Below are 19,231 nucleotides of genomic sequence, written 5' to 3' on the forward strand. Positions count from 1 at the left end.
CCCCTAACCCATTTCGGTCTTTAATTCCATTATTGTATCACGTAATGTCGCAGCCGTTTCAAAGTCCAACTTCTTAGCAGCTGATCGCATTTGATCCGTTAAACTCGCGATCATCTTCTTTTGATCTTCCCGTGACATATCACCAAAATCACTTTCCAAGAAGTCGTCTTTTTTACCAGTATCTTCGTTTTCTTTAGTTGGCGCAATTAAATCACGAATCGATTTTTTAATGGTATGTGGTGTAATATGATGCTCTTCGTTATAAGCTTCCTGAATTTTTCGACGGCGATTAGTCTCATCCATTGTTGCTTGCATTGAATCGGTCACTTTATCCGCATACATGATTACCCGACCATTTTCATTCCGCGCTGCTCGCCCAGAAACCTGAATCAGTGATCGTGTATTACGCAAGAAGCCTTCCTTGTCAGCATCCAAAATTGCAACTAAGGACACCTCTGGCACATCGATTCCTTCACGAAGTAAATTAATTCCAATCAAAGCATCATACTTACCCGTCCGCAAATCACGAATAATTCGGGTTCGCTCAAGCGTCTTAATATCACTATGCAGATAAGCAACCTTGATGCCTAATTCTTTCAGATAATCCGTTAAATCTTCAGCCATTTTTTTCGTCAAAGTAGTGACAAATACCCGTTCGTTACGTTCGGCACGCTTATTAATTTCCCCGACCAAATCATCCATTTGTCCCATAATTGGTCGAACTTCAATTTCAGGATCCAATAACCCAGTCGGCCGAATAATTTGTTCAACCACATGATTAGTTTGTTCCTCTTCATAAGGACCTGGCGTTGCTGACATATAAATAATGTTTTTTACGTGCTTTTCAAATTCCTGTAAAGTTAACGGACGATTGTCCAACGCACTTGGCAAACGAAAACCATAATCAATTAATTGCTGTTTTCGCGAGCGGTCGCCATTGTACATTCCCCGAACTTGCGGCATCGTCACATGAGATTCATCGACAACCATCAGAAAGTCTTTGGGAAAAAAATCTAGTAGGGTATATGGTGGTTCACCTGGTTTGCGACCATCCATAAACCGGGAATAGTTTTCAATCCCGTTCGTATAACCCATTTCACGCAACATTTCGACATCATAGGTCGTTCGTTGTTTCAAGCGTTGGGCTTCCAACAACTTTCCTTCACCCTCTAAAACTTTCAAACGATCTTTTAACTCAGCTTCAATCCCGGCAATGGCACCTTCCATTTGATCATCATTCGTCATAAAATGAGTCGCTGGAAAAATCGCCACATGCTCACGATCGCCTACGACTTCACCAGTCAAGGCATCTACTTCACGAATTCGGTCAATCTCATCTCCGAAAAACTCAACTCTTAATGCTTTTTCATCATGTGAAGCCGGAAAAATTTCTACAACATCTCCATGAACTCGAAAACGGCCTCGCTGAAAATCAATATCATTTCGTTCGAACTGAATATCCACAAGTTTTCGTAATAGCTGGTTACGCTCGATCTGTTGGCCTACTCGCAGTGACACCGTGTGGTTCTTATATTCGGTTGGATCTCCTAAACCAAAAATGCTTGAAATTGAAGCAACAACAATCACGTCATTTCGTTCTAGTAAAGAACTCGTGGCAGAATGTCGAAGCTTATCAATTTCGTCATTAATAGCTGAATCCTTTTCAATATACGTATCACTTGAAGGTACATAGGCTTCGGGCTGATAATAATCGTAATAACTCACAAAATACTCAACAGCATTATTCGGGAAAAATTGTTTGAACTCGCCATAGAGTTGTCCCGCTAAAGTTTTGTTATGTGACAAAATCAATGTTGGTTTATTAATTTGTTGAATCACATTTGAAATCGTAAACGTTTTTCCAGTTCCAGTTGCTCCCAACAGAATCTGTGCTTTTTCGTCAGCATTAACACCGGAAACCAGTTGTTTGATAGCTTTAGGCTGATCCCCAGTTGGCTTGTAATCCGATACCAATTCAAATTTATTATTATCAGTTCGATCAATCATTTGCGAAAGCCCTCCATTTCGTTCACACAAAAAAAGGAAAGCTATTGCCTTCCTTTACAACAGTGTCCTTAATTTTAACATACCGAACATACTTTCGCTATAATACTGTTTAACTAATAATATGTCTCGTAATTTCCTCTAATTTGGCTTGATCTGTAAACTTCTCCCGCAGCAGATCTGGGAGAACTTCATTTAAGAAATACTGCACAGAAGCCATCGATTGAAACTTCACAATTGTGGTTAAGCTTTCTTTGTAGATCTCTTCATATGTTAATTCAGGGTTTCCCTTTTGAATTTCACCAAATGACTCATACAACAAATCAATTTTATCCGCTACCGACAGAATTTTACCTTCCAGAGTTGAATCTTTTCCTTCTGACAAACGGCGACGGTAAGCAGCGCGAAACTCACTTGGAATTTCAGTATTTACAAAACTTTCTGAAAGTGAATCTTCCACATCAGCTAACATGGCACGCAATTTAGGTGTCGCATACTTAACCGGCGTTTTAATATCGCCAATAAAACGTTCGTTGTAATCGTGATTCAAGGCCTTTTCATAAAGTGATTGCCAGTTTATTGTTTGACCACTATTTTCTTCAACATCACCTAAGAATTGCGCAATCTGGGCGACCTTAAAGGAATGCTCAGCAACAGAATGCTTCTGATATTTAAAAATACCGGGTGCCCGAACTAATGTCTCTAGATTACTCAAACTCTGAATATACTGATGAATTCCCATATGCGATCTCTCCTTTTTAGCTGCAAAAATTTGATTTTCTTTAAGCTACAATAAAACGATCGATTGCTTTTTCAAAGTCAGCAACCTTTTGTTGAGCTGCTTCATTATTATCTGCTGAAGTTCCAATATAGAACTTAATTTTAGGTTCGGTTCCAGATGGACGAATCGCAATCCACGTCCCGTCCTTAAGTTGATACTTTAAAACATTTGAGGTTGGTAAGGCAATTTTTTCGCTCGTACCATCTGAATAAGTGGTTAATTGTTTTTCAAAATCTTCTAATGCCACAACCGGTTGGTCAGCAAATGCGGCTGGCTGTTCTTCTCGGAATTTCGTCATTAGGTTAGCCATTTGCGTTTTGCCATCTACACCAGGAAAATCCTTTGAAATTGTCTTTTCGGCGTAGTAACCGTAAGTCTTAAAGAGATCTTGAATACCGTCGTACAAGGTTTTTCCTTGCTTGCGATAGTACGCCGCAATCTCAGCCAACATGACAATTCCTTGAATGGCATCTTTGTCACGAACAAACGGCTTAATTAAGTATCCGTAACTTTCTTCAAAACCAAACATGAAGGTATGTGCCTTCGTTGTTTCATAACTTTGAATTTGATCAGCAATAAACTTGAACCCGGTTAGGACATTTACCATTTTAGTCTCATGAGCTTCAGCAATTTTAGTTGCTAATTCACTAGATACAATGGATTTCACCGCCACAGCATTCGCTGGTAAAGTGCCATTTTCTTCGCGAGCCGTTAAAATATAATTTAGCATCAAGGCTGCCATCTGGTTACCTGTCAACAATTGGTATTCACCATCAGGTTGACGAACGGCCGCCCCTAAACGATCAGCATCAGGATCGGTAGCCACCAACAAGTCCGCTTTTTGCTTCTTGCCTAATTTAATTGCTAGGTCAAAGGTTTGCGCAAATTCTGGATTTGGAAATGGTGTTGTAATAAATTCAGGATCAGCCGTAGCTTGTTCTGGCACCATTGTAAAATCACTAAACCCGGCATTTTGAAGGGCCCGATTCCCCAATACTTTTCCCGTTCCATGCAGCGGTGTATAAATTAACTTCATATCCGCCCCATACTCGCGGATTAATTCCGGGTTAATCGTAATTTGTTTAACTTCATCAAGATATGCTTCATCAACATTTTCACCAATTAAAGTCATCAATCCATTTTGACGAAGAACTTGTTCTTTAGCTACTGGCACATCAAAGATATCCGTCACTTTACGAATATAATCTGTTATTTTATCAGATTCTGTCGGTGGCATTTGACCACCATCAGGTCCGTAAATTTTGTATCCATTATATTGTTTCGGGTTATGACTAGCGGTAATCATAATTCCGGCATAAGTTTTCAAATGACGGACTGTGTAAGAAAGTTCTGGCGTGGGACGCATGTCGTCAAACACAAAACTTGGAATATGATGGGCTCCTAAAACATGGGCGGCTTCGTGAGCGAATTCCTTTGAGTGATAGCGTGAATCAAAACTAATTGCCACTCCCCGTTGCTTGGTTTTATCATCCAACTCATCCATGAAGTTTGCAAGTCCTTCTGTAGCCTGGCGAACTGTGTATATATTCATGCGGTTAATTCCAGGTCCCATGACCCCCCGCATACCAGCCGTTCCAAATTCCATAGGTGCATAAAAAGCTTCTTCTAATTTTGAATCCTGTCCTTCTAGCTCAGTTAATTCTTCTTTTAAACTTGGCTCTAAATCATCACGTTTTATCCATGATTGATAGGTTTCTTTCCAACTCAAGTTGTTTACCCCCAACTATTTGGCATATTTGTTAATCACTCTAAGTATACAACATTTACACCCAAACTTTGAACCGTTTTCTTTGGTATAGACTGATTCTTAATTTTTACTTTTGCTTCGGCCTTGCCAACTTATCTAGTCATAAAAAAAGCTTTGAGAATATCTCTTCTCAAAGCTCATCAAAAACATTCAAAATTTTATAAAACAATCTCTTATTTTACCGTGGCCTTAGCCTTTAAATCCTGGATATAAGAGAATACTTGCTGACCGGCAATACCACCTTCACCAACTGCAGTAGCAATTTGGCGGAGATCTTTTTGACGCACATCACCAACCGCAAAAATTCCAGGAACTTTGGTACGCATATGATCATCAGTTGGAATCCAACCATTTTCATCAAGAATTGGTAAGTTGTGTAAATTGTCAGTCATTGCATGATTACCAACATAAATAAACACACCAGAAGCTTCAATAAAGCTATCTTCGCCGGTTTTATTATTATTGACCTTCACACCAGTCACTTTTTGATCATCACCAACAATTTCAGTCACATTACTATCCCAAACAAATTCCATTTTTGGATTAGCAAAAGCCCGTTCTTGAGTAATTTTTTGTGCTCTTAATTCACCACGACGATGAATAACAGTTACCTTAGAAGCTAATTGAGTCAGATAGATTCCTTCCTCAATTGCAGAATCTCCACCGCCAACAACAACAAGATGTAATCCCTTAAAGAACGCGCCATCACAGACCGCACAGTACGAAACACCACGGCCACTGTAGGTATCTTCACCAGAAACCCCTAATTTTTTATATTCAGAGCCCGTTCCAATCACAATTGATTTCGTTGTAAATTCGTCAGTATCTGTTTTGACTATCTTTAAATCGCCTTGATCTTCAATGCTTTGAACACTGCCATAAGCGTATTCTGCACCAAATTGAACTGAGCTATCATACATGTCCTTCGCTAGATCTGGGCCTAAAACTGATTTGAATCCAGTATAATTTTCAATTTCTGCCGTATTATTCATTTGACCGCCGTAAATTCCACGATCTAACATTAAGACAGATAAGTTTGCCCGTGAAGCATAAAGCGCGGTTGTCATTCCCGCTGGTCCAGCTCCAATAATAATGACATCATACTCTTTTGCCAAATGCTTGCACCTTCTCTTCCATGTTTTAACATAATATACTATTTTATTTTCTAAATGTCTAATAATTAGCTTACAAAAAGTTAGTTAATTTATTTTTATGTCATATAAGCAAACTGGCAACATCAGAAAAATATTCTGATAATTGCCAGTTTAAAATCATTCACACGATTCATAAATTATTTAGATTTTTTTGCGGTTTTGTCCGTTTTATCTTCCTCAGTCAGTTCAGCACCCAATTGCTTGATGTATGTTCGCAATTCATCACGAACCTCTGGATGATTTAAACCATATTGAATGTTTGTCTTTAAGAAACCAAATTTATTTCCAACGTCAAATCGTTTTCCCGTAAAGACATGGGCAAATACCCGTTGAGTTTTGTTAAGTTCGTTAATTGCATCGGTTAGTTGAACCTCATTACCCTTACCAGGCTTTTGATGTTCCAAAACGCCAAAAATTTCTGGAGTCAACAGATAGCGGCCAATAATTGCATAATCACTTGGAGCATCTTCAGGGCTTGGTTTTTCAACAAAGTTTTCAACGTTAAACAAATCAGGTTTAATTTTAGCTTGAGGTTTAATTACTCCATACTTCGAAACTTCTTTATGAGGAACCTGCATAACTGCCAAAGTAGAAGCATGGGTTTCTTCATAAGAGTTCATCAGCTGCTTAGTTAGTGGAACTTTGTCTTCCATTAAATCATCGCCAAGCATGACCACGAAAGGTTCATCGCCCACAAAATCCTTAGCCATCAAGACAGCGTCACCTAAGCCACGAGGATGTGACTGGCGGATAAAGTACAAATTAATATCAGTGGTTTCTTCAACTAATTTTAAAAGGTTGTCTTTATGCTTAGTTTTCAAGTTGTTTTCCAACTCAGGAACAGAATCAAAATGATCCTCAATTGCGCGTTTACCTTTACCGGTTACAATTAAAATATCTTCAATTCCAGATTTTTTTGCTTCTTCAACTATGAATTGAATCGTTGGTTTATCAACAATTGGCAACATTTCTTTTGGCGAAGCTTTAGTTGCTGGTAAAAATCTTGTTCCCAATCCTGCTGCTGGAATAATCGCTTTTCTAACTCTATCTGACATAAGTAACTCCCCTTTTAACTAAAAATTTTTTATTCAATTTCTGGTTTTCCTTCACGATCCATCAACTCATCAATGGCCGTTTTGACATCCTTATCGTTATACAAAACATCGTAAATAGCATTTGTAATTGGCATATCAATATGATTTTGAGCCGCTAATTCATAAGCAGCCTGAGTTGAAGGAATTCCTTCAATAACCATTCCCATCGTATCAATAACTTCTTTCAAGGGCATCCCTTGTCCAAGCTCGTTACCAGCGCGCCAGTTCCGTGAATGGACACTTGTGGCAGTTACAATTAAATCACCGACCCCAGACAACCCGATGAAAGTTAGAGGCTTCGCGCCCAACGCGACACCGAGCCGACTAATCTCAGCTAATCCTCGGGTCATCAGAGCTGCTTTTGCATCATCTCCATAGCCCAAACCATGTAAGGCACCGGCACCGATGGCAATGATATTTTTAAGGGCAGCACCAGTTTCGACACCAACCACATCATCATTTGTATAAACTCTGAAATATTTATTCATAAACAATTTTTGAATTTTCTTTGCAGCTTTTTCATTAGAGCTAGCTGCCGTAACCAAAGTAATATCTTTTTTAGCTACTTCTTCAGCATGACTTGGACCTGACAGAACGACGGTTGCTTCTCGATTACGTTCTGGAATTTCTTCTTCCAAAACTTGAGAAAGTCGTTTGTGTGTTCCCTGTTCCAGGCCTTTACTTGCATGCACAATAATTGGCTTGTTGCCAGTTTTTTCCAAAACCTCAACCATCTCATTAGCAACCAAGCGCATAACCTTAGTTGGCACTACAAACAACACGACTGCAACACCATCAAGTGCTGCTTCAAGATCATCATAAGCAACTAACTTATCCGAATACTTAAATCCCGGAACATAATGTTCATTAGTGTGCTTCTCGTTTAATTCTTTAACTTGTTCAGATGCGTTTGACCAAACGCGAACGTCATTTCCGTTCTCTGTTAACAGATTGGCCAAAATACTACCCCATGAACCAGCACCTAATACCGCAATTTTCTCAGACATCAATATAACTCCTTATAGTTAATCATTCTTAGTTACTTTACCATTATCTAACACTCTATCGTATTACTCAACTTTTCTGCGGATTTAATTCGTTTCCATCCAAGTACCAGGGGTTATCAGGCGACTTCTTTCGTCGAATTGCCCAAAGTGACAAACCACCCACAAATAAAACAATTGATAAAACTTGTGATACTCTAATGACGTTTCCAATCATCAAACTGTCCGTTCGCATGCCTTCAATGAAGAAGCGCCCAAACGAATACCAGATAACATAACTTAAGAAGACTTCACCTTGCTTAAAAAGTCCCTTACGATGACGCAAACTTATCAACAGAATAAATCCGAGTATATCCCAAAGTGATTCATACAAGAATGTTGGTTGGCGATAGGCACCGTCGATAAACATTTGTTGCACGATAAAATGGGGAATATGTAAATTTTGTAAAAACTGAAGCGATGTGATTCTTCCAAACGCCTCTTGATTCATGAAATTTCCCCAGCGTCCAATCCCTTGAGCCATTAAAACAACTGGGCCTGCGACATCTAACATCAACCAGACTGGAATCCACTTTGCACGACAGAAGAAGAAAACGACCAATCCGGCTCCAATTAAAGATCCATAGATGGCGATTCCGCCATCCCAAATGGCAATGATTTGATCTAAATGTTGTGAATAATATGACCATTCAAACACCACATAGTAAGCCCGCGCAAAGATCAACGCAAAAGGTAATGCCCATAAAATCATATCGTAAATATCATCCGAATTGATGCGCCGTTTTGTGCCTTCCCGCACAGCTAAGAATGTTGCAAGTACAACAGCACTGGCAATAATGACACCATACCAGTGAACTTCAATCGGTCCCAATTTTAAAGCAATTGGGTTTAATGCCCCTAACAATAAATTCACGCTGCCATCTCCTGCTTAATTCTTTTTTGAATTGTCTTTAATAAGTTCATTTAAATTGTCATCGAAGACTTTTGTAGCATCATATCCCATATTGCGGGCCCGGAAGTTCATCGCTGCCGATTCAATAATAACCGCTAAATTGCGACCCGTACGAACTGGAATCGCGATCCGTGGGATTTCAACATCAAAAAACTTACGTGTTTCTTGCCCGTTGCCCAGGCGATCAAATTGCTTGTCATCATCCCAATTTTCGAGATGGACAATCAAATTAATATCGGTTTCCGTCCGCACTGCACCGGCACCAAACAGATTCATAACATCGATAATACCGACCCCACGAATCTCTAACAAATGACGTAAAATTTTGGGTGCTTCACCAACAAGTGTTTGTTCATCTTGTTGATAAACATCAACTCGATCATCTGCAATCAAGCGATGTCCTCTTTTAACCAACTCAAGTGCTGTTTCACTTTTACCTACACCAGAATCCCCGGTAATTAAGACACCAAGCCCATAAATATCAACCAGTTCACCATGGACAGACTGACGTTCAGCTAATTTTCCTTCAAGAAAATTCGTCATATTACTCAACAACCGGGATGTGGGCAAAGCGGATCCTAAAACCGGAATATTATTTGCTTTGGCTGCATTGGTTAACTCTTGCGGGATTGGTAATCCCCGAGAGATGACGAATGCCGGCGTATCTTCATGCGCCATCCGTTGATAAATATCTTGGCGTTCTTCACTCGTCATACTCCCTTTTGCATAAGAAATTTCTGTTCGCCCAAATAATTGAACTCGTTCATGTGGATAAAAATTAAAATACCCGGTTAATTCCAAACCGGGACGTGAAATATCACTGACAGTAATATTTTTCTTATCTAAAAAATCTTTACCTGAATACACATCAAGCCGGATCGCTTCCACAAGTTCCGCTACCGTTACGCTGTCTGCCAAATTATTACCCCCTGTCATTTTTACCCTTAAAATCTAGTTTCGATTGAAAAAGTAGTTTGAAATAATTGCATTTAAGATAGACATCAGCAATGCAATCCACATGGTCATTCCAAACGATGAAAAATAAAAGCTTGCAGAGCCCACTAGCACCGAAGTCAACTGCAGAATAAGTGCATTAATGACAATGCTAAACAAGCCAAGCGTTAGAATCGTAATCGGTAAAGATATCAGCTGTAAAAAAGGCTTTATCGAAGCATTTAGAAATGCCAAAACCAAGCTAGCCCCAAGCGCTACCCAAACATTTGAGACCACAAAACTACCACTGTTCCGATAAAACCCTGCCAATGCGATAAACAGGATGGCATCAACGAGTACTCTTTGCCAAAATTTCATTCTTGAATTCACTCCTTAATTAATCTCGGTGTTTAGTTTTCGGATCGTCTTCTTCTTGGACATTTTTAATCACTTTTCTTTTACGTGATTGTGGTTGCGAGCCTTGTTGGGTCTGTCCAAAACCAGAAAAAAAGTTCTCACTAAATCCACTTGGCCGTTGCTCCTGGCTTTCTGGCATCAACCATGCCAACAGCGCGTAAATAAGGACCCCAGGAATAAAATGGGTGACAAGCGTGATTAAGACGAACACTAATCGGACAATCGATGCGTCAATGGAAAAATAGTTAGCGATTCCACCAAGAACACCAGAGATCATGCGTCGATTAGATTTTGCAAATTTTCTTTTTGAATTTGATTTCATGAATTATCCACCTCGTAAGTTGTTAATTACTTATATTCTACTGCTTGTGAAGCCTTCTTGGCAAACTTAACCCCTAAATAAAACTTACCAATCTTCGCTCCTCATGGCTTTCTTTAATACTTGTATTGATAAAGCCTGTATCTTGTGACAATCCAACTGAAATATATTTAAACTTAACTCAAAAGTATACACAGTTTTGCGTATAAATTCTACAGAAACGCAAAAACTTGATAGATTCTTAAATTCACCTATCAAGCAATTTTTCTATGTTTTTATTAACATTTTTTTAAAGATATTTTTTAATTATTTAGCCTCAGGATGTTGGTCAGGGGTCAATTCTGCAATATGACCAGTCTTATTATAAACCACCCATTCTGCAACGTTACCGATGTGATCACCAATTCGTTCTAGATAACTGGCAACCATCAAATAACTCGTGCTTCCCGTGATGACCTTGGCATCTTGTTTCATAGTTGCAATTGTTTTTTCGCGAACCTCTACATACGCATCGTCAATTTTTTGATTTGCATCGGCAATTCGCTTAGCTTCCATTGCATCTTCTTTAACGTACGCATCCAAAACTTCTTCCAACATGGCCCGCACGTTATTAGTCATTTCCGCAATATCATCTTCAATCTCTGCAACTCGATGTTCCCCTTTTAACTCAATGGATTCTCTGGCAATGCCCACCGCATGATCACCAATTCGCTCTAAATCAGAGCTTGCTTTCAACACAATAATAATTCTTCGAAAATCAGTTGCCACCGGCTGCTGTAAAGCGATTAACATTAATGCCTGATCTTCTAAATTAACTTCTTCTTCATTAATTTGTTCATCATGATCAATCACCTGCTGAGCAAGCACCTTATCATGGTCAATAAAGGACTTTGAAGCGCGATAAATGGCCTCACTGACATTAATTCCCATTTCCGTGAACTTTCCGTGTAATTTTTTCAACTCATCTTCAAAAATTCCGCGCATATGAATAGCCTCCTTGTGTTAACCAAATTTACCGTTCAAATAGTCACTAGTCTCTTCTTTTTTGGGTGCAATAAACAACTCTTTTGTTAATCCAGTTTCAACAAGTCTTCCATCCAAGAAAAATGCCGTACGATCAGATATTCTAGAGGCTTGCTGCATATTATGGGTCACAATTGCGATTGTAAACTTGTCTTGAATATCCAGCAAGAGATCCTCAATTTTAGCCGCCGAAACTGGGTCTAAAGCGCTTGTCGGTTCATCCATCAAGATAATTTCTGGTTGGACGGCCAAAACTCTGGCAATACAAATCCGTTGTTGCTGCCCACCTGAAAAAGATAGGGCGTTTTCATTTAATTTATCCTTTACTTCATCCCAGACAGCGGCCTGTTTCAAACTAGTTTCGACTCTTTCTTGAATAAGCTTGCGGTCTCGCACTCCTGCCAGCCTTAATCCAAAAGCAACATTTTCAAATACCGAGAATGGAAACGGATTGGGCTGTTGAAAAACCATCCCGACTTTTTTTCTTAAATCCACCACATCAGTTTTAGGACTATAGATGTCTTTTCCATCTAATTTGAAGCTTCCTGTAATCGTAACCCCGGGCGTTAAATCATTCATCCGATTCAAGCAACGTAAAAAAGTCGATTTTCCACTACCAGACGGGCCAATCAAAGCTGTAATTTTACGTTTTGGAAAATCTAAATCAATCCCATGTAATGCTTCTTTCCGTCCATAGTATAAACGAACGTTATGCGTAGTAATGACATTTTCCATGCTTTTTCTCCCTCCTATCCGAAGTTTCCCGAAATATAGTCCTCAGTTGCTTGAATTCGTGGTCTCGTAAAAATGTTTTCTGTTCGATCAAACTCCAAGATGTGGCCCATATGAAAAAACGCTGTATAATCACTAATTCGCGACGCTTGTTGCAGGCTGTGCGTGACCATAATTATCGTATAGTGCTGTTGTAATTCTTGTAATGCCTGCTCCAACTTTCCAGTTGAAATGGGATCCAACGCGCTGGCTGGTTCATCTAAGAGCAAGACGTCCGGATCCATCGCCAAGGCCCGTGCAATACAAAGTCGTTGCTGTTGACCGCCTGAAAGGGCTAAGGCACTCCGGTTCAAATCATCTTTCACTTCATCCCAAAGTGCCGCTTGCCGCAAACTTTTTTCGACTCGCTCGGCAATAATTTTTTTATCTTTAATACCGGATTTTTGTAGTGGATAAGCAATATTTTTAAAAATTGATTTAGCAAAGGGATTAGGCCTTTGAAATACCATTCCTACATGTTTTCTCATTTCATAAACGTTAATCTCCGGAGCATTAATATCAAGATCTTGATAGTAAATCTTTCCTTCTACCGTGGCAATATCATCATTCATCCGATTCAGGCAACGTAGAAAAGTCGATTTTCCTGATCCAGATGCGCCGATCATTGCCGTAATTGAATTCTTGCGAAACTGTAAGGTCCCATCAAATATGGCATGGTTTTCACCATAGAATACCTGAAGATTTTCTGTGGATAACCCAATGTCAGTCTTTTCGGAATCAAATTTATGCACATAATTATCTGTTAATGAGTAAGTCTTCATCTGAATCACCTCGTTTTATTTAGATGCCGTTACTTTCCGATAAATTCTGTTGCCTAACCAGCGAGCAGAAAAGTTAAAAATTAAAACTGCTAAAATCAAGACTGCGGACGCTCCTGCAGAAACTGCACTAGCATCTGGCATGATCCCTTCAGAATTAATTTTCCAAATATGCACCGCTAAAGTTTCTGCTGGTCGCATGGGATTTAACGGGCTGCTTGGACTTAACGGATTCCAGTTGGCAAAGTTTAAAATTGGTGCGCTCTGCCCAGCTGTGTAAATCAAGGCAGCAGCTTCTCCAAAAATTCGACCTGCACTCAAAATTATGGCCGTTAAAATGCCAGGTAACGCTTCTGGAAAAATGACTCCAAGGACCGTTTGCCACCTTGAAAATCCCAAGGCTAGACCAGCCTCTCTTTGTAGCTTAGGAACTGCTGCCAAAGAGTTTTCCACACTTCTTGTTAACAACGGTAGATTGAAGAAAGTTAACGCAATCGCACCAGACAAAATCGAGAATCCTAATTTAAACTCAACAACGAACAATAAAAATCCGAAAAGTCCTACGACTACAGAGGGCAATGAACTTAAAACTTCAATGGCCACTCGAATTGTACTTGTTATCCAATTTTTTGGAGCATATTCAAACAGATAAATGCCGGCACCAAGCGCAATGGGAAACGAAATTAGCAAGGTTAAAACGAGCAGATATAGTGAGTTGAACAGTTGATCACCAATTCCCCCGCCCTTTAAAAATGATTGCGACGGAGAAGTTAAAAAATGCCACGAAACGTGAGGAAGCCCGGTAACTAAAATATAACCAATTAAGGAAACTAAGATTAAGACAACTACTGCGACTAAAAGACCAATAATAGTCGTAGCCAACTTATCTATTTTTTTAGCGTTCATTTGGCCATCCTCCCTTTTTTACCGATATAACGAATAATCAAATTGAAGCACAATGACATCAGCAACAGGATCAAAGCTAGTGACCAAAGTGCGTTGTTTGGCAAGGTCCCCATCACTGTATTTCCCATTCCCGTCGTCAACACACTCGTTAATGTGGAGGCTGGCGAGATAAGATTGTGTGGTAACAGTGAAGCATTTCCAATCACCATTTGAACGGCCAACGCTTCACCAAAAGCCCGTGCCATTCCAAAGATAATTGCTGTGAGCAGCCCAGGAATCGAGGCCCTTAGAACAACCTTATAAGTAGTTTGCCAACGGGTCGCCCCAAGCGCTAACGAGGCCTCTCTATAAAAGCGCGGAACTGCTCGTAAACTGTCGACATACATAGATGTAATTGTAGGCAATACCATCACGAACAAAACTAACGTTCCAGAAAGGATTCCAAAGCCAGTCCCTCCGACTAGTGCTCGAACGACTGGCACCACAATTGTCAGGCCCACAAATCCGTAGACAACCGATGGAATTCCAACGAGTAGTTCAATCACAGGCTGAAGAAATTTGGTTCCCCGACGAGGGGCGATTTCTGTCATGAAAAGGGCCATGGCAATTGCAAATGGCGTCGCTAAAACTGCGGATAAAACTGTCACAGAAAAAGAACCCACAATCATTGGAAGAGCTCCCACTAAGGCAGCACCGTTTTTGTCAACCTGGCCTGGATTCCAGTTTTGTTTCGTTAAAAAATCCCAGACAGATACATGATTCTTAAAGAAAGTTGCTAAACCCCTGGAGGTAACTAAGTATAAAATTGAGGCCACCAACAAACCAATTAAAAACGTACACAGAAATGCAATTAATTTGCCATAGCGATCCTGTCTCGTTGCCTTTGAGGAATGCGTTAATTGCCGTTTAATGTCTTCCAAATTTATTACACTCCTTTCTGGAAATCATGAACCTTACCATTTCGATCCCGGGTAACTTTCATGTCATGTGTTGAAATATACCCTAAATCTGTAATCAATTGTTTTTGCATTTTTTTAGATTGAATGTAATCTAAAAATTGTCGTGTTTGCTGATTTGGCTTTCCCTTTGTGTACATGTGCTCGTAGGACCAAATCTGCCAACGATTATCGATCACATTCTTTGCTTCAGGTTTAATGCCATTCAAATTTAACGCCCTAACTTGATCGTTCACATAAGAAAATGATGTATAACTAATGGCCCCTGGAGTTGCGGCCACAATCTTTTGAACCGTCCCATTAGAATCCTGTTCTTGAGAGCGAACGGCTTCTTTTCCATCTAAAACACTCGTTTCAAAGGAACTCCGAATGCCGCTTCCTTGGGCCCGATTAATCACCGTTATTTTTTGGTTTTTTCCGCCTACTTGTTTCCAATTTGTAAGCTTGCCACTAAAAATTTGCGCAAGTTGACGAGTACTTAAGTTTTGCACAGTAACTTTTTTATTAACAATTGGTGTAATTCCTACCACGGCCACTTTATGGTCAACCAATGCAGACGCCTTAATGCCATCTTGATCTTCTGCAAAAACATCTGAATTGCCAATCGTTACCGCACCAGCCTGAACTTGGCTCAATCCGGTTCCCGATCCGCCACCTTGGACAGTAATTGTCACTTTAGGTTGTCTAATCTGGTAATTATTAGCTGCCCGTTCTACCAACGGTTGCAAAGCCGTTGACCCCACAATGGTGATTGTCTGGTCCTTTTTTGATCCACAACCTGCTAATCCAATCAAACTAACTAATAAAGTGAGAACTAATCCCGTAACTCGTTTCATTTTCTCAACTCCTCTATTTCAACCTCAATGTCATAATTAACGCCTTAACATGAGTTTAACAATTGCATGTTTAGCTATCGTATTGGTTGTGTAAAGATTGTGTAAAGATTAAAAAAAGCATTCCTACTCAAAATGAGTACGAATGCTAACGGTTGCTTTTTATTTGATTTACATCTTATTTATTCTCTAAAATTCTATGATTGGTTGCCAAACTTTAGGAAACGTCAAAATAAACTGTGAGCCCTTACCAGGTTCAGAATTGAGTCTGATTTCTCCACCTAAGTTTTTGACACTTTCTGCTACAATTGGTAATCCCAACCCAGTTCCACTAACTAACTCACCAGGTCGGTTAGAGTTTACCCGATAAAAGCGTTCAAAGACTTTATGTTGATTTTCTGGAGCAATTCCAATCCCATCATCTTGAACGATCAGTTTCCAACGATTGTGAGTTTCCTGGTACGAAATTGTCACCTTACCCTGAGGACGATTGTAGCGAATTCCATTAGCGACTAAGTTTTTAATAATCTGTCCTAATTGCTCTGCATCAGTTTGCACTTTTGTACCCTCAGGAATCTGATTTGAAACCTGTACTTGATGTAGCTGTACACCTCGATGCAAGACATTAATCTCTTCTTGGCTCAAAGCCGCGAGATCACAATCCTCAATCTTTAAGGACTGCTGATCATCAGACTGCGTTCGTGAAATTGATAAGATATCTTCACTCAAATGAACTAATTTACGACTTTCTTTTTGAATAATTCGTAAAAACTCATCCAGTTTGTCGGGATCATCTTTAGCACCATTCATCAGTGTCTCTGCAAAGCCTGAAATAGCAGTGATTGGTGTCCTTAGTTCATGGCTGGCGTTGCTAACAAAGTTTAATTGCATTTGTTCAACAGTCCATGCTTCTGTAATGTCATAAAGTAAAACAATGACTTCAAAACGATGATGCACTCGTTTGTTATAAACAACTGAGGCTTCGACCACTTTTTCACTTGGTTCCCGTTTTAAATGAATTGTTCGGTGGTGATCTCGTTTCGTTTCAAACGTTCGCTCAATCAAAGCTTGCAGCTTACCTTCTTTAATGTCCATCGTATAAGGATGCGGATCCGTCTTAATTTGTAACTGTAACAAATCCACTGTCGCTGGATTAGCCAGCTGAACTTCTCGATGCCGGTTGATAACCAAAACCCCAACAGGTAGGTTATTCACAATCGCTTTTAACTCGTTGCCTTGATTAGTCAAATTGTGAATTTGATGACGATCGTGAGATTCAATCTTATTAACTGTCATCGTTAATTCATAAAACGGATCATCGGTTGGCAAAACAATTTGACTAGCTTTTTTACCTTTTAAAACTTCTTGAAGCTTTTCATTCAAAGCATCCTGACGTAACTGAGTCTGCCGTAAATTACTGTAATAGACCACAACCTCAATTGCTGTTACAAAAATCGTAATTGCAAACAACAAAAAGTAGTTTATTTCTTGAGCACTAAAACTGTGTTGTCCCTTTTGAACCGCTTTTAAAACTAAAAACGCCATCAAAACATTTCCAATTAAACTCGTTAGGAAAAAGCGTAGGGTTCTATTCACCATTCTTTTTTGTGTTGAATTCATAACCAAAGCCTCTCACTGTTAAAATTAATTTTGCATTTTTAGGATCATCTTCAATTTTATCACGTAAATGACTCACGTGAATATCAACCATGCGCGTTTGCCCAGCATAATCATAACCCCACACAGCATTTAAGATTGTATCCCGATTCAAAACATGATTCGCGTGTTTCCACAAATAGGCCAATAATTTAAACTCATTCGGCGTTAAAGCCACTTTCTTATTTGCTTTAAAGACTTCAAAACGATCTTCATCAATAACTAAGGACCCTACCGCTTTTAACTGCCTTTCCGGTTCTGGAGTAGGCACATCACGATGGCCATTTTGAGTTCGTCTTAATATGGCTTTGATTCGGGCAACCAATTCTCGTGGACTAAAAGGTTTGGTGAGATAATCATCCGCGCCTATTTCAAAGCCGACAATCTTATCCAGCTCGTTATTTTTAGCTGTTAAAATCAAAACAGGTAGGTCTGGTTGGGTTGAACGAATACGTTTAATCGTTTCTAGCCCATCAATTCCTGGTAACATTAAATCCATGACTACTAAATTGGCCTGATTTTTCTGTAGCCAATCCAACGCCTGCAACCCCGAAGAAGCACTATCAGTTTCAAAACCCGCCTCGTTAAGATTATACGTAATTAATGTCACAATTGAGGGCTCATCGTCAACCACTAAAATTTTCTCACTCATTAACTTTGCCTCCGTTCATTTGCAAAGTCCAACTACTGTGGATTCTCTTGTTGTAATTTCCACTGTAAGTATGCATCGATAAATCCATCCAAATCGCCATCCATCACGCCTTGCACATTGGCAGTCTCAAAGTTAGTACGGTGATCTTTGACCATGGAATAAGGATGAAAAACATAAGAACGAATCTGAGATCCCCAGCCAATTTCTAACTGTTGCCCCTCAATCGCCGCACGTTGTTCCGCCTTTTTTTGTTCTTCACGTTCATAAAGTTTAGCCCGCAATATGGACATTGCTGTCTGCCGATTTTGTAATTGCGAACGCTGGGCCTGACTGGCCACTACAATCCCCGTAGGCAAATGTGTAATTCGGACAGCAGAAGATGTTTTGTTGATATGTTGGCCGCCAGCACCACTTGAGCGGTAGACATCAACTCGTAAGTCATCTGGATTAATATTAATTTCCACTGAATCATCTAGTTCTGGCATGACATCAACAGAGGCAAATGATGTATGACGGCGACCAGCTGAATCAAACGGCGAAATCCGAACGAGGCGATGAACGCCTTTTTCCGCATGCAAATACCCATAAGCATTGTGTCCACTAATCACGACACTCACACTGTTCAGTCCTGCCACGTCTCCAGCCTGATAATCCTCAATCGAAACTGTAAACTGATGTTTTTCAGCCCATCGTGTGTACATTCTTAACAACATGGCTCCCCAATCCTGAGATTCGGTGCCACCGGCCCCTGGATGAATTTCCAAAATGGCATTGTTTGCATCGTATTTTCCGTTAAGCAGCAACCCCAATCGATACTGTCTTAATGCCTGTTGAGTTGTATCAAAGTTTTGTTCAAACTCCTTTTGCATGTCTGCATCAGCTTCCATTTCAAGCAGTTCTTCTGTCACAGATAAATTTTCCACTTGAGACTGTAAATTATGAAACTGATCGTATTTTTGCTTTAAAATATTTGTTTCATCAATAAGTTTTTGAGCCTGCTCCTGATTATTCCAAAATTCAGGTTCGCCCATTTTTGATTCATTGATTGAAATGTTTTCGCTTAGTTTATCGAAGTCAAAGTGACCTCCTAAAGTCATTGACTTCTTCTTGCATTTGTTTAATTTGTTTTTTTGCTTCACTTAATTCCATTTTATCAAACTCCTTAAAACATTCTTTCTGCAAAAAAAGATTGGCCAAAACATAGTGTTTTGATTCCAATCCTTTCTTTA

The 19,231-nt window shown here is 39.6% G+C and carries 19 protein-coding genes; all 19 read right to left on the reverse strand.

The window, feature by feature from the left end; genetic code table 11:
• Nucleotides 1-3 precede the first annotated feature (3 nt).
• Complete coding sequence (uvrB, locus tag PI20285_RS06965) at nucleotides 4-2,007, reverse strand: excinuclease ABC subunit UvrB (RefSeq protein ID WP_057772847.1); 2,004 nt, start codon at nucleotides 2,005-2,007, stop codon at nucleotides 4-6.
• 109 nt (nucleotides 2,008-2,116) lie between these two features.
• Nucleotides 2,117-2,746 (reverse strand): HD domain-containing protein, encoded by a 630-nt coding sequence (locus PI20285_RS06970; RefSeq protein WP_057772845.1) that lies wholly within the window; start codon nucleotides 2,744-2,746, stop codon nucleotides 2,117-2,119.
• Nucleotides 2,747-2,786: 40 nt separating this feature from the next.
• Entirely contained in the window at nucleotides 2,787-4,514 is a 1,728-nt protein-coding gene (locus PI20285_RS06975) for a phospho-sugar mutase (protein ID WP_057772843.1), read from the reverse strand.
• A gap of 212 nt (nucleotides 4,515-4,726) precedes the next feature.
• The gene (gene trxB, locus PI20285_RS06980; protein WP_057772840.1) at nucleotides 4,727-5,668 is read right to left on the reverse strand and encodes a thioredoxin-disulfide reductase; all 942 of its coding nucleotides are present in this window, start codon (nucleotides 5,666-5,668) and stop codon (nucleotides 4,727-4,729) included.
• Between the two features lie 176 nt (nucleotides 5,669-5,844).
• On the reverse strand, nucleotides 5,845-6,762 hold the full coding sequence (gene galU, locus PI20285_RS06985) for a UTP--glucose-1-phosphate uridylyltransferase GalU (RefSeq protein WP_057772838.1): 918 nt from the start codon (nucleotides 6,760-6,762) through the stop codon (nucleotides 5,845-5,847).
• Nucleotides 6,763-6,791: 29 nt separating this feature from the next.
• Nucleotides 6,792-7,808, reverse strand: coding sequence for an NAD(P)H-dependent glycerol-3-phosphate dehydrogenase (locus PI20285_RS06990; RefSeq protein WP_057772836.1), 1,017 nt, complete (start codon nucleotides 7,806-7,808; stop codon nucleotides 6,792-6,794).
• Between the two features lie 67 nt (nucleotides 7,809-7,875).
• Complete coding sequence (gene lgt, locus PI20285_RS06995) at nucleotides 7,876-8,718, reverse strand: prolipoprotein diacylglyceryl transferase (RefSeq protein ID WP_057772834.1); 843 nt, start codon at nucleotides 8,716-8,718, stop codon at nucleotides 7,876-7,878.
• A 15-nt stretch (nucleotides 8,719-8,733) separates the two neighbouring features.
• Nucleotides 8,734-9,675 carry an HPr(Ser) kinase/phosphatase gene (gene hprK / locus PI20285_RS07000; RefSeq protein ID WP_057772832.1) on the reverse strand — a complete coding sequence of 314 codons (942 nt, stop codon included), beginning with the start codon at nucleotides 9,673-9,675 and terminating at the stop codon, nucleotides 8,734-8,736.
• Nucleotides 9,676-9,708: 33 nt separating this feature from the next.
• A complete protein-coding gene (locus PI20285_RS07005; protein WP_057772830.1) occupies nucleotides 9,709-10,068 on the reverse strand; it encodes a phage holin family protein in 360 nt (119 codons plus the stop codon).
• Nucleotides 10,069-10,087: 19 nt separating this feature from the next.
• Nucleotides 10,088-10,429, reverse strand: a complete 342-nt coding sequence (locus PI20285_RS07010) for a PspC domain-containing protein (protein WP_057772828.1) — start codon at nucleotides 10,427-10,429, stop codon at nucleotides 10,088-10,090.
• A gap of 303 nt (nucleotides 10,430-10,732) precedes the next feature.
• On the reverse strand, nucleotides 10,733-11,410 hold the full coding sequence (gene phoU, locus PI20285_RS07015) for a phosphate signaling complex protein PhoU (protein WP_057772826.1): 678 nt from the start codon (nucleotides 11,408-11,410) through the stop codon (nucleotides 10,733-10,735).
• Between the two features lie 18 nt (nucleotides 11,411-11,428).
• On the reverse strand, nucleotides 11,429-12,184 hold the full coding sequence (pstB, locus tag PI20285_RS07020) for a phosphate ABC transporter ATP-binding protein PstB (RefSeq protein WP_057772824.1): 756 nt from the start codon (nucleotides 12,182-12,184) through the stop codon (nucleotides 11,429-11,431).
• A gap of 14 nt (nucleotides 12,185-12,198) precedes the next feature.
• The gene (pstB, locus tag PI20285_RS07025; protein ID WP_082623245.1) at nucleotides 12,199-13,002 is read right to left on the reverse strand and encodes a phosphate ABC transporter ATP-binding protein PstB; all 804 of its coding nucleotides are present in this window, start codon (nucleotides 13,000-13,002) and stop codon (nucleotides 12,199-12,201) included.
• Between the two features lie 15 nt (nucleotides 13,003-13,017).
• Nucleotides 13,018-13,905, reverse strand: a complete 888-nt coding sequence (gene pstA, locus PI20285_RS07030) for a phosphate ABC transporter permease PstA (protein WP_057772823.1) — start codon at nucleotides 13,903-13,905, stop codon at nucleotides 13,018-13,020.
• Complete coding sequence (gene pstC, locus PI20285_RS07035) at nucleotides 13,902-14,825, reverse strand: phosphate ABC transporter permease subunit PstC (RefSeq protein WP_057772820.1); 924 nt, start codon at nucleotides 14,823-14,825, stop codon at nucleotides 13,902-13,904. Before pstC ends, pstA begins: the two co-directional genes overlap by 4 nt.
• Before the next feature lie 5 nt (nucleotides 14,826-14,830).
• On the reverse strand, nucleotides 14,831-15,697 hold the full coding sequence (locus tag PI20285_RS07040; RefSeq protein WP_057772818.1) for a phosphate ABC transporter substrate-binding protein PstS family protein: 867 nt from the start codon (nucleotides 15,695-15,697) through the stop codon (nucleotides 14,831-14,833).
• Nucleotides 15,698-15,883: 186 nt separating this feature from the next.
• Nucleotides 15,884-17,314, reverse strand: coding sequence for an ATP-binding protein (locus PI20285_RS07045; RefSeq protein ID WP_057772817.1), 1,431 nt, complete (start codon nucleotides 17,312-17,314; stop codon nucleotides 15,884-15,886).
• Nucleotides 17,283-18,002, reverse strand: a complete 720-nt coding sequence (locus PI20285_RS07050; protein ID WP_057772815.1) for a response regulator transcription factor — start codon at nucleotides 18,000-18,002, stop codon at nucleotides 17,283-17,285. Before PI20285_RS07050 ends, PI20285_RS07045 begins: the two co-directional genes overlap by 32 nt.
• A 32-nt stretch (nucleotides 18,003-18,034) precedes the next feature.
• A protein-coding gene (prfB, locus tag PI20285_RS07055; RefSeq protein WP_179947329.1) for a peptide chain release factor 2 occupies nucleotides 18,035-19,151 on the reverse strand; the annotation gives its coding sequence in 2 pieces (ribosomal slippage) (nucleotides 18,035-19,078 and nucleotides 19,080-19,151; 1,116 coding nt in all).
• Between the last annotated feature and the right edge of the window lie 80 nt (nucleotides 19,152-19,231).

Source organism: Pediococcus inopinatus (genome assembly GCF_002982135.1).
GTDB classification, from domain to species: domain Bacteria; phylum Bacillota; class Bacilli; order Lactobacillales; family Lactobacillaceae; genus Pediococcus; species Pediococcus inopinatus.

Excerpts from the sequence above, each read along its gene's own strand:
- uvrB (WP_057772847.1), bottom strand. The coding sequence starts at position 2,007 with ATGATTGATCGAACTGATAATAATAAATTTGAATTGGTATCGGATTAC.
- PI20285_RS06970 (WP_057772845.1), bottom strand. The coding sequence starts at position 2,746 with ATGGGAATTCATCAGTATATTCAGAGTTTGAGTAATCTAGAGACATTA.
- galU (WP_057772838.1), bottom strand. The coding sequence starts at position 6,762 with ATGTCAGATAGAGTTAGAAAAGCGATTATTCCAGCAGCAGGATTGGGA.
- PI20285_RS06990 (WP_057772836.1), bottom strand. The coding sequence starts at position 7,808 with ATGTCTGAGAAAATTGCGGTATTAGGTGCTGGTTCATGGGGTAGTATT.
- PI20285_RS07005 (WP_057772830.1), bottom strand. The coding sequence starts at position 10,068 with ATGAAATTTTGGCAAAGAGTACTCGTTGATGCCATCCTGTTTATCGCA.
- PI20285_RS07010 (WP_057772828.1), bottom strand. The coding sequence starts at position 10,429 with ATGAAATCAAATTCAAAAAGAAAATTTGCAAAATCTAATCGACGCATG.
- phoU (WP_057772826.1), bottom strand. The coding sequence starts at position 11,410 with ATGCGCGGAATTTTTGAAGATGAGTTGAAAAAATTACACGGAAAGTTC.
- pstB (WP_057772824.1), bottom strand. The coding sequence starts at position 12,184 with ATGGAAAATGTCATTACTACGCATAACGTTCGTTTATACTATGGACGG.
- pstB (WP_082623245.1), bottom strand. The coding sequence starts at position 13,002 with ATGAAGACTTACTCATTAACAGATAATTATGTGCATAAATTTGATTCC.
- pstA (WP_057772823.1), bottom strand. The coding sequence starts at position 13,905 with ATGAACGCTAAAAAAATAGATAAGTTGGCTACGACTATTATTGGTCTT.
- PI20285_RS07040 (WP_057772818.1), bottom strand. The coding sequence starts at position 15,697 with ATGAAACGAGTTACGGGATTAGTTCTCACTTTATTAGTTAGTTTGATT.
- PI20285_RS07045 (WP_057772817.1), bottom strand. The coding sequence starts at position 17,314 with ATGAATTCAACACAAAAAAGAATGGTGAATAGAACCCTACGCTTTTTC.
- PI20285_RS07050 (WP_057772815.1), bottom strand. The coding sequence starts at position 18,002 with ATGAGTGAGAAAATTTTAGTGGTTGACGATGAGCCCTCAATTGTGACA.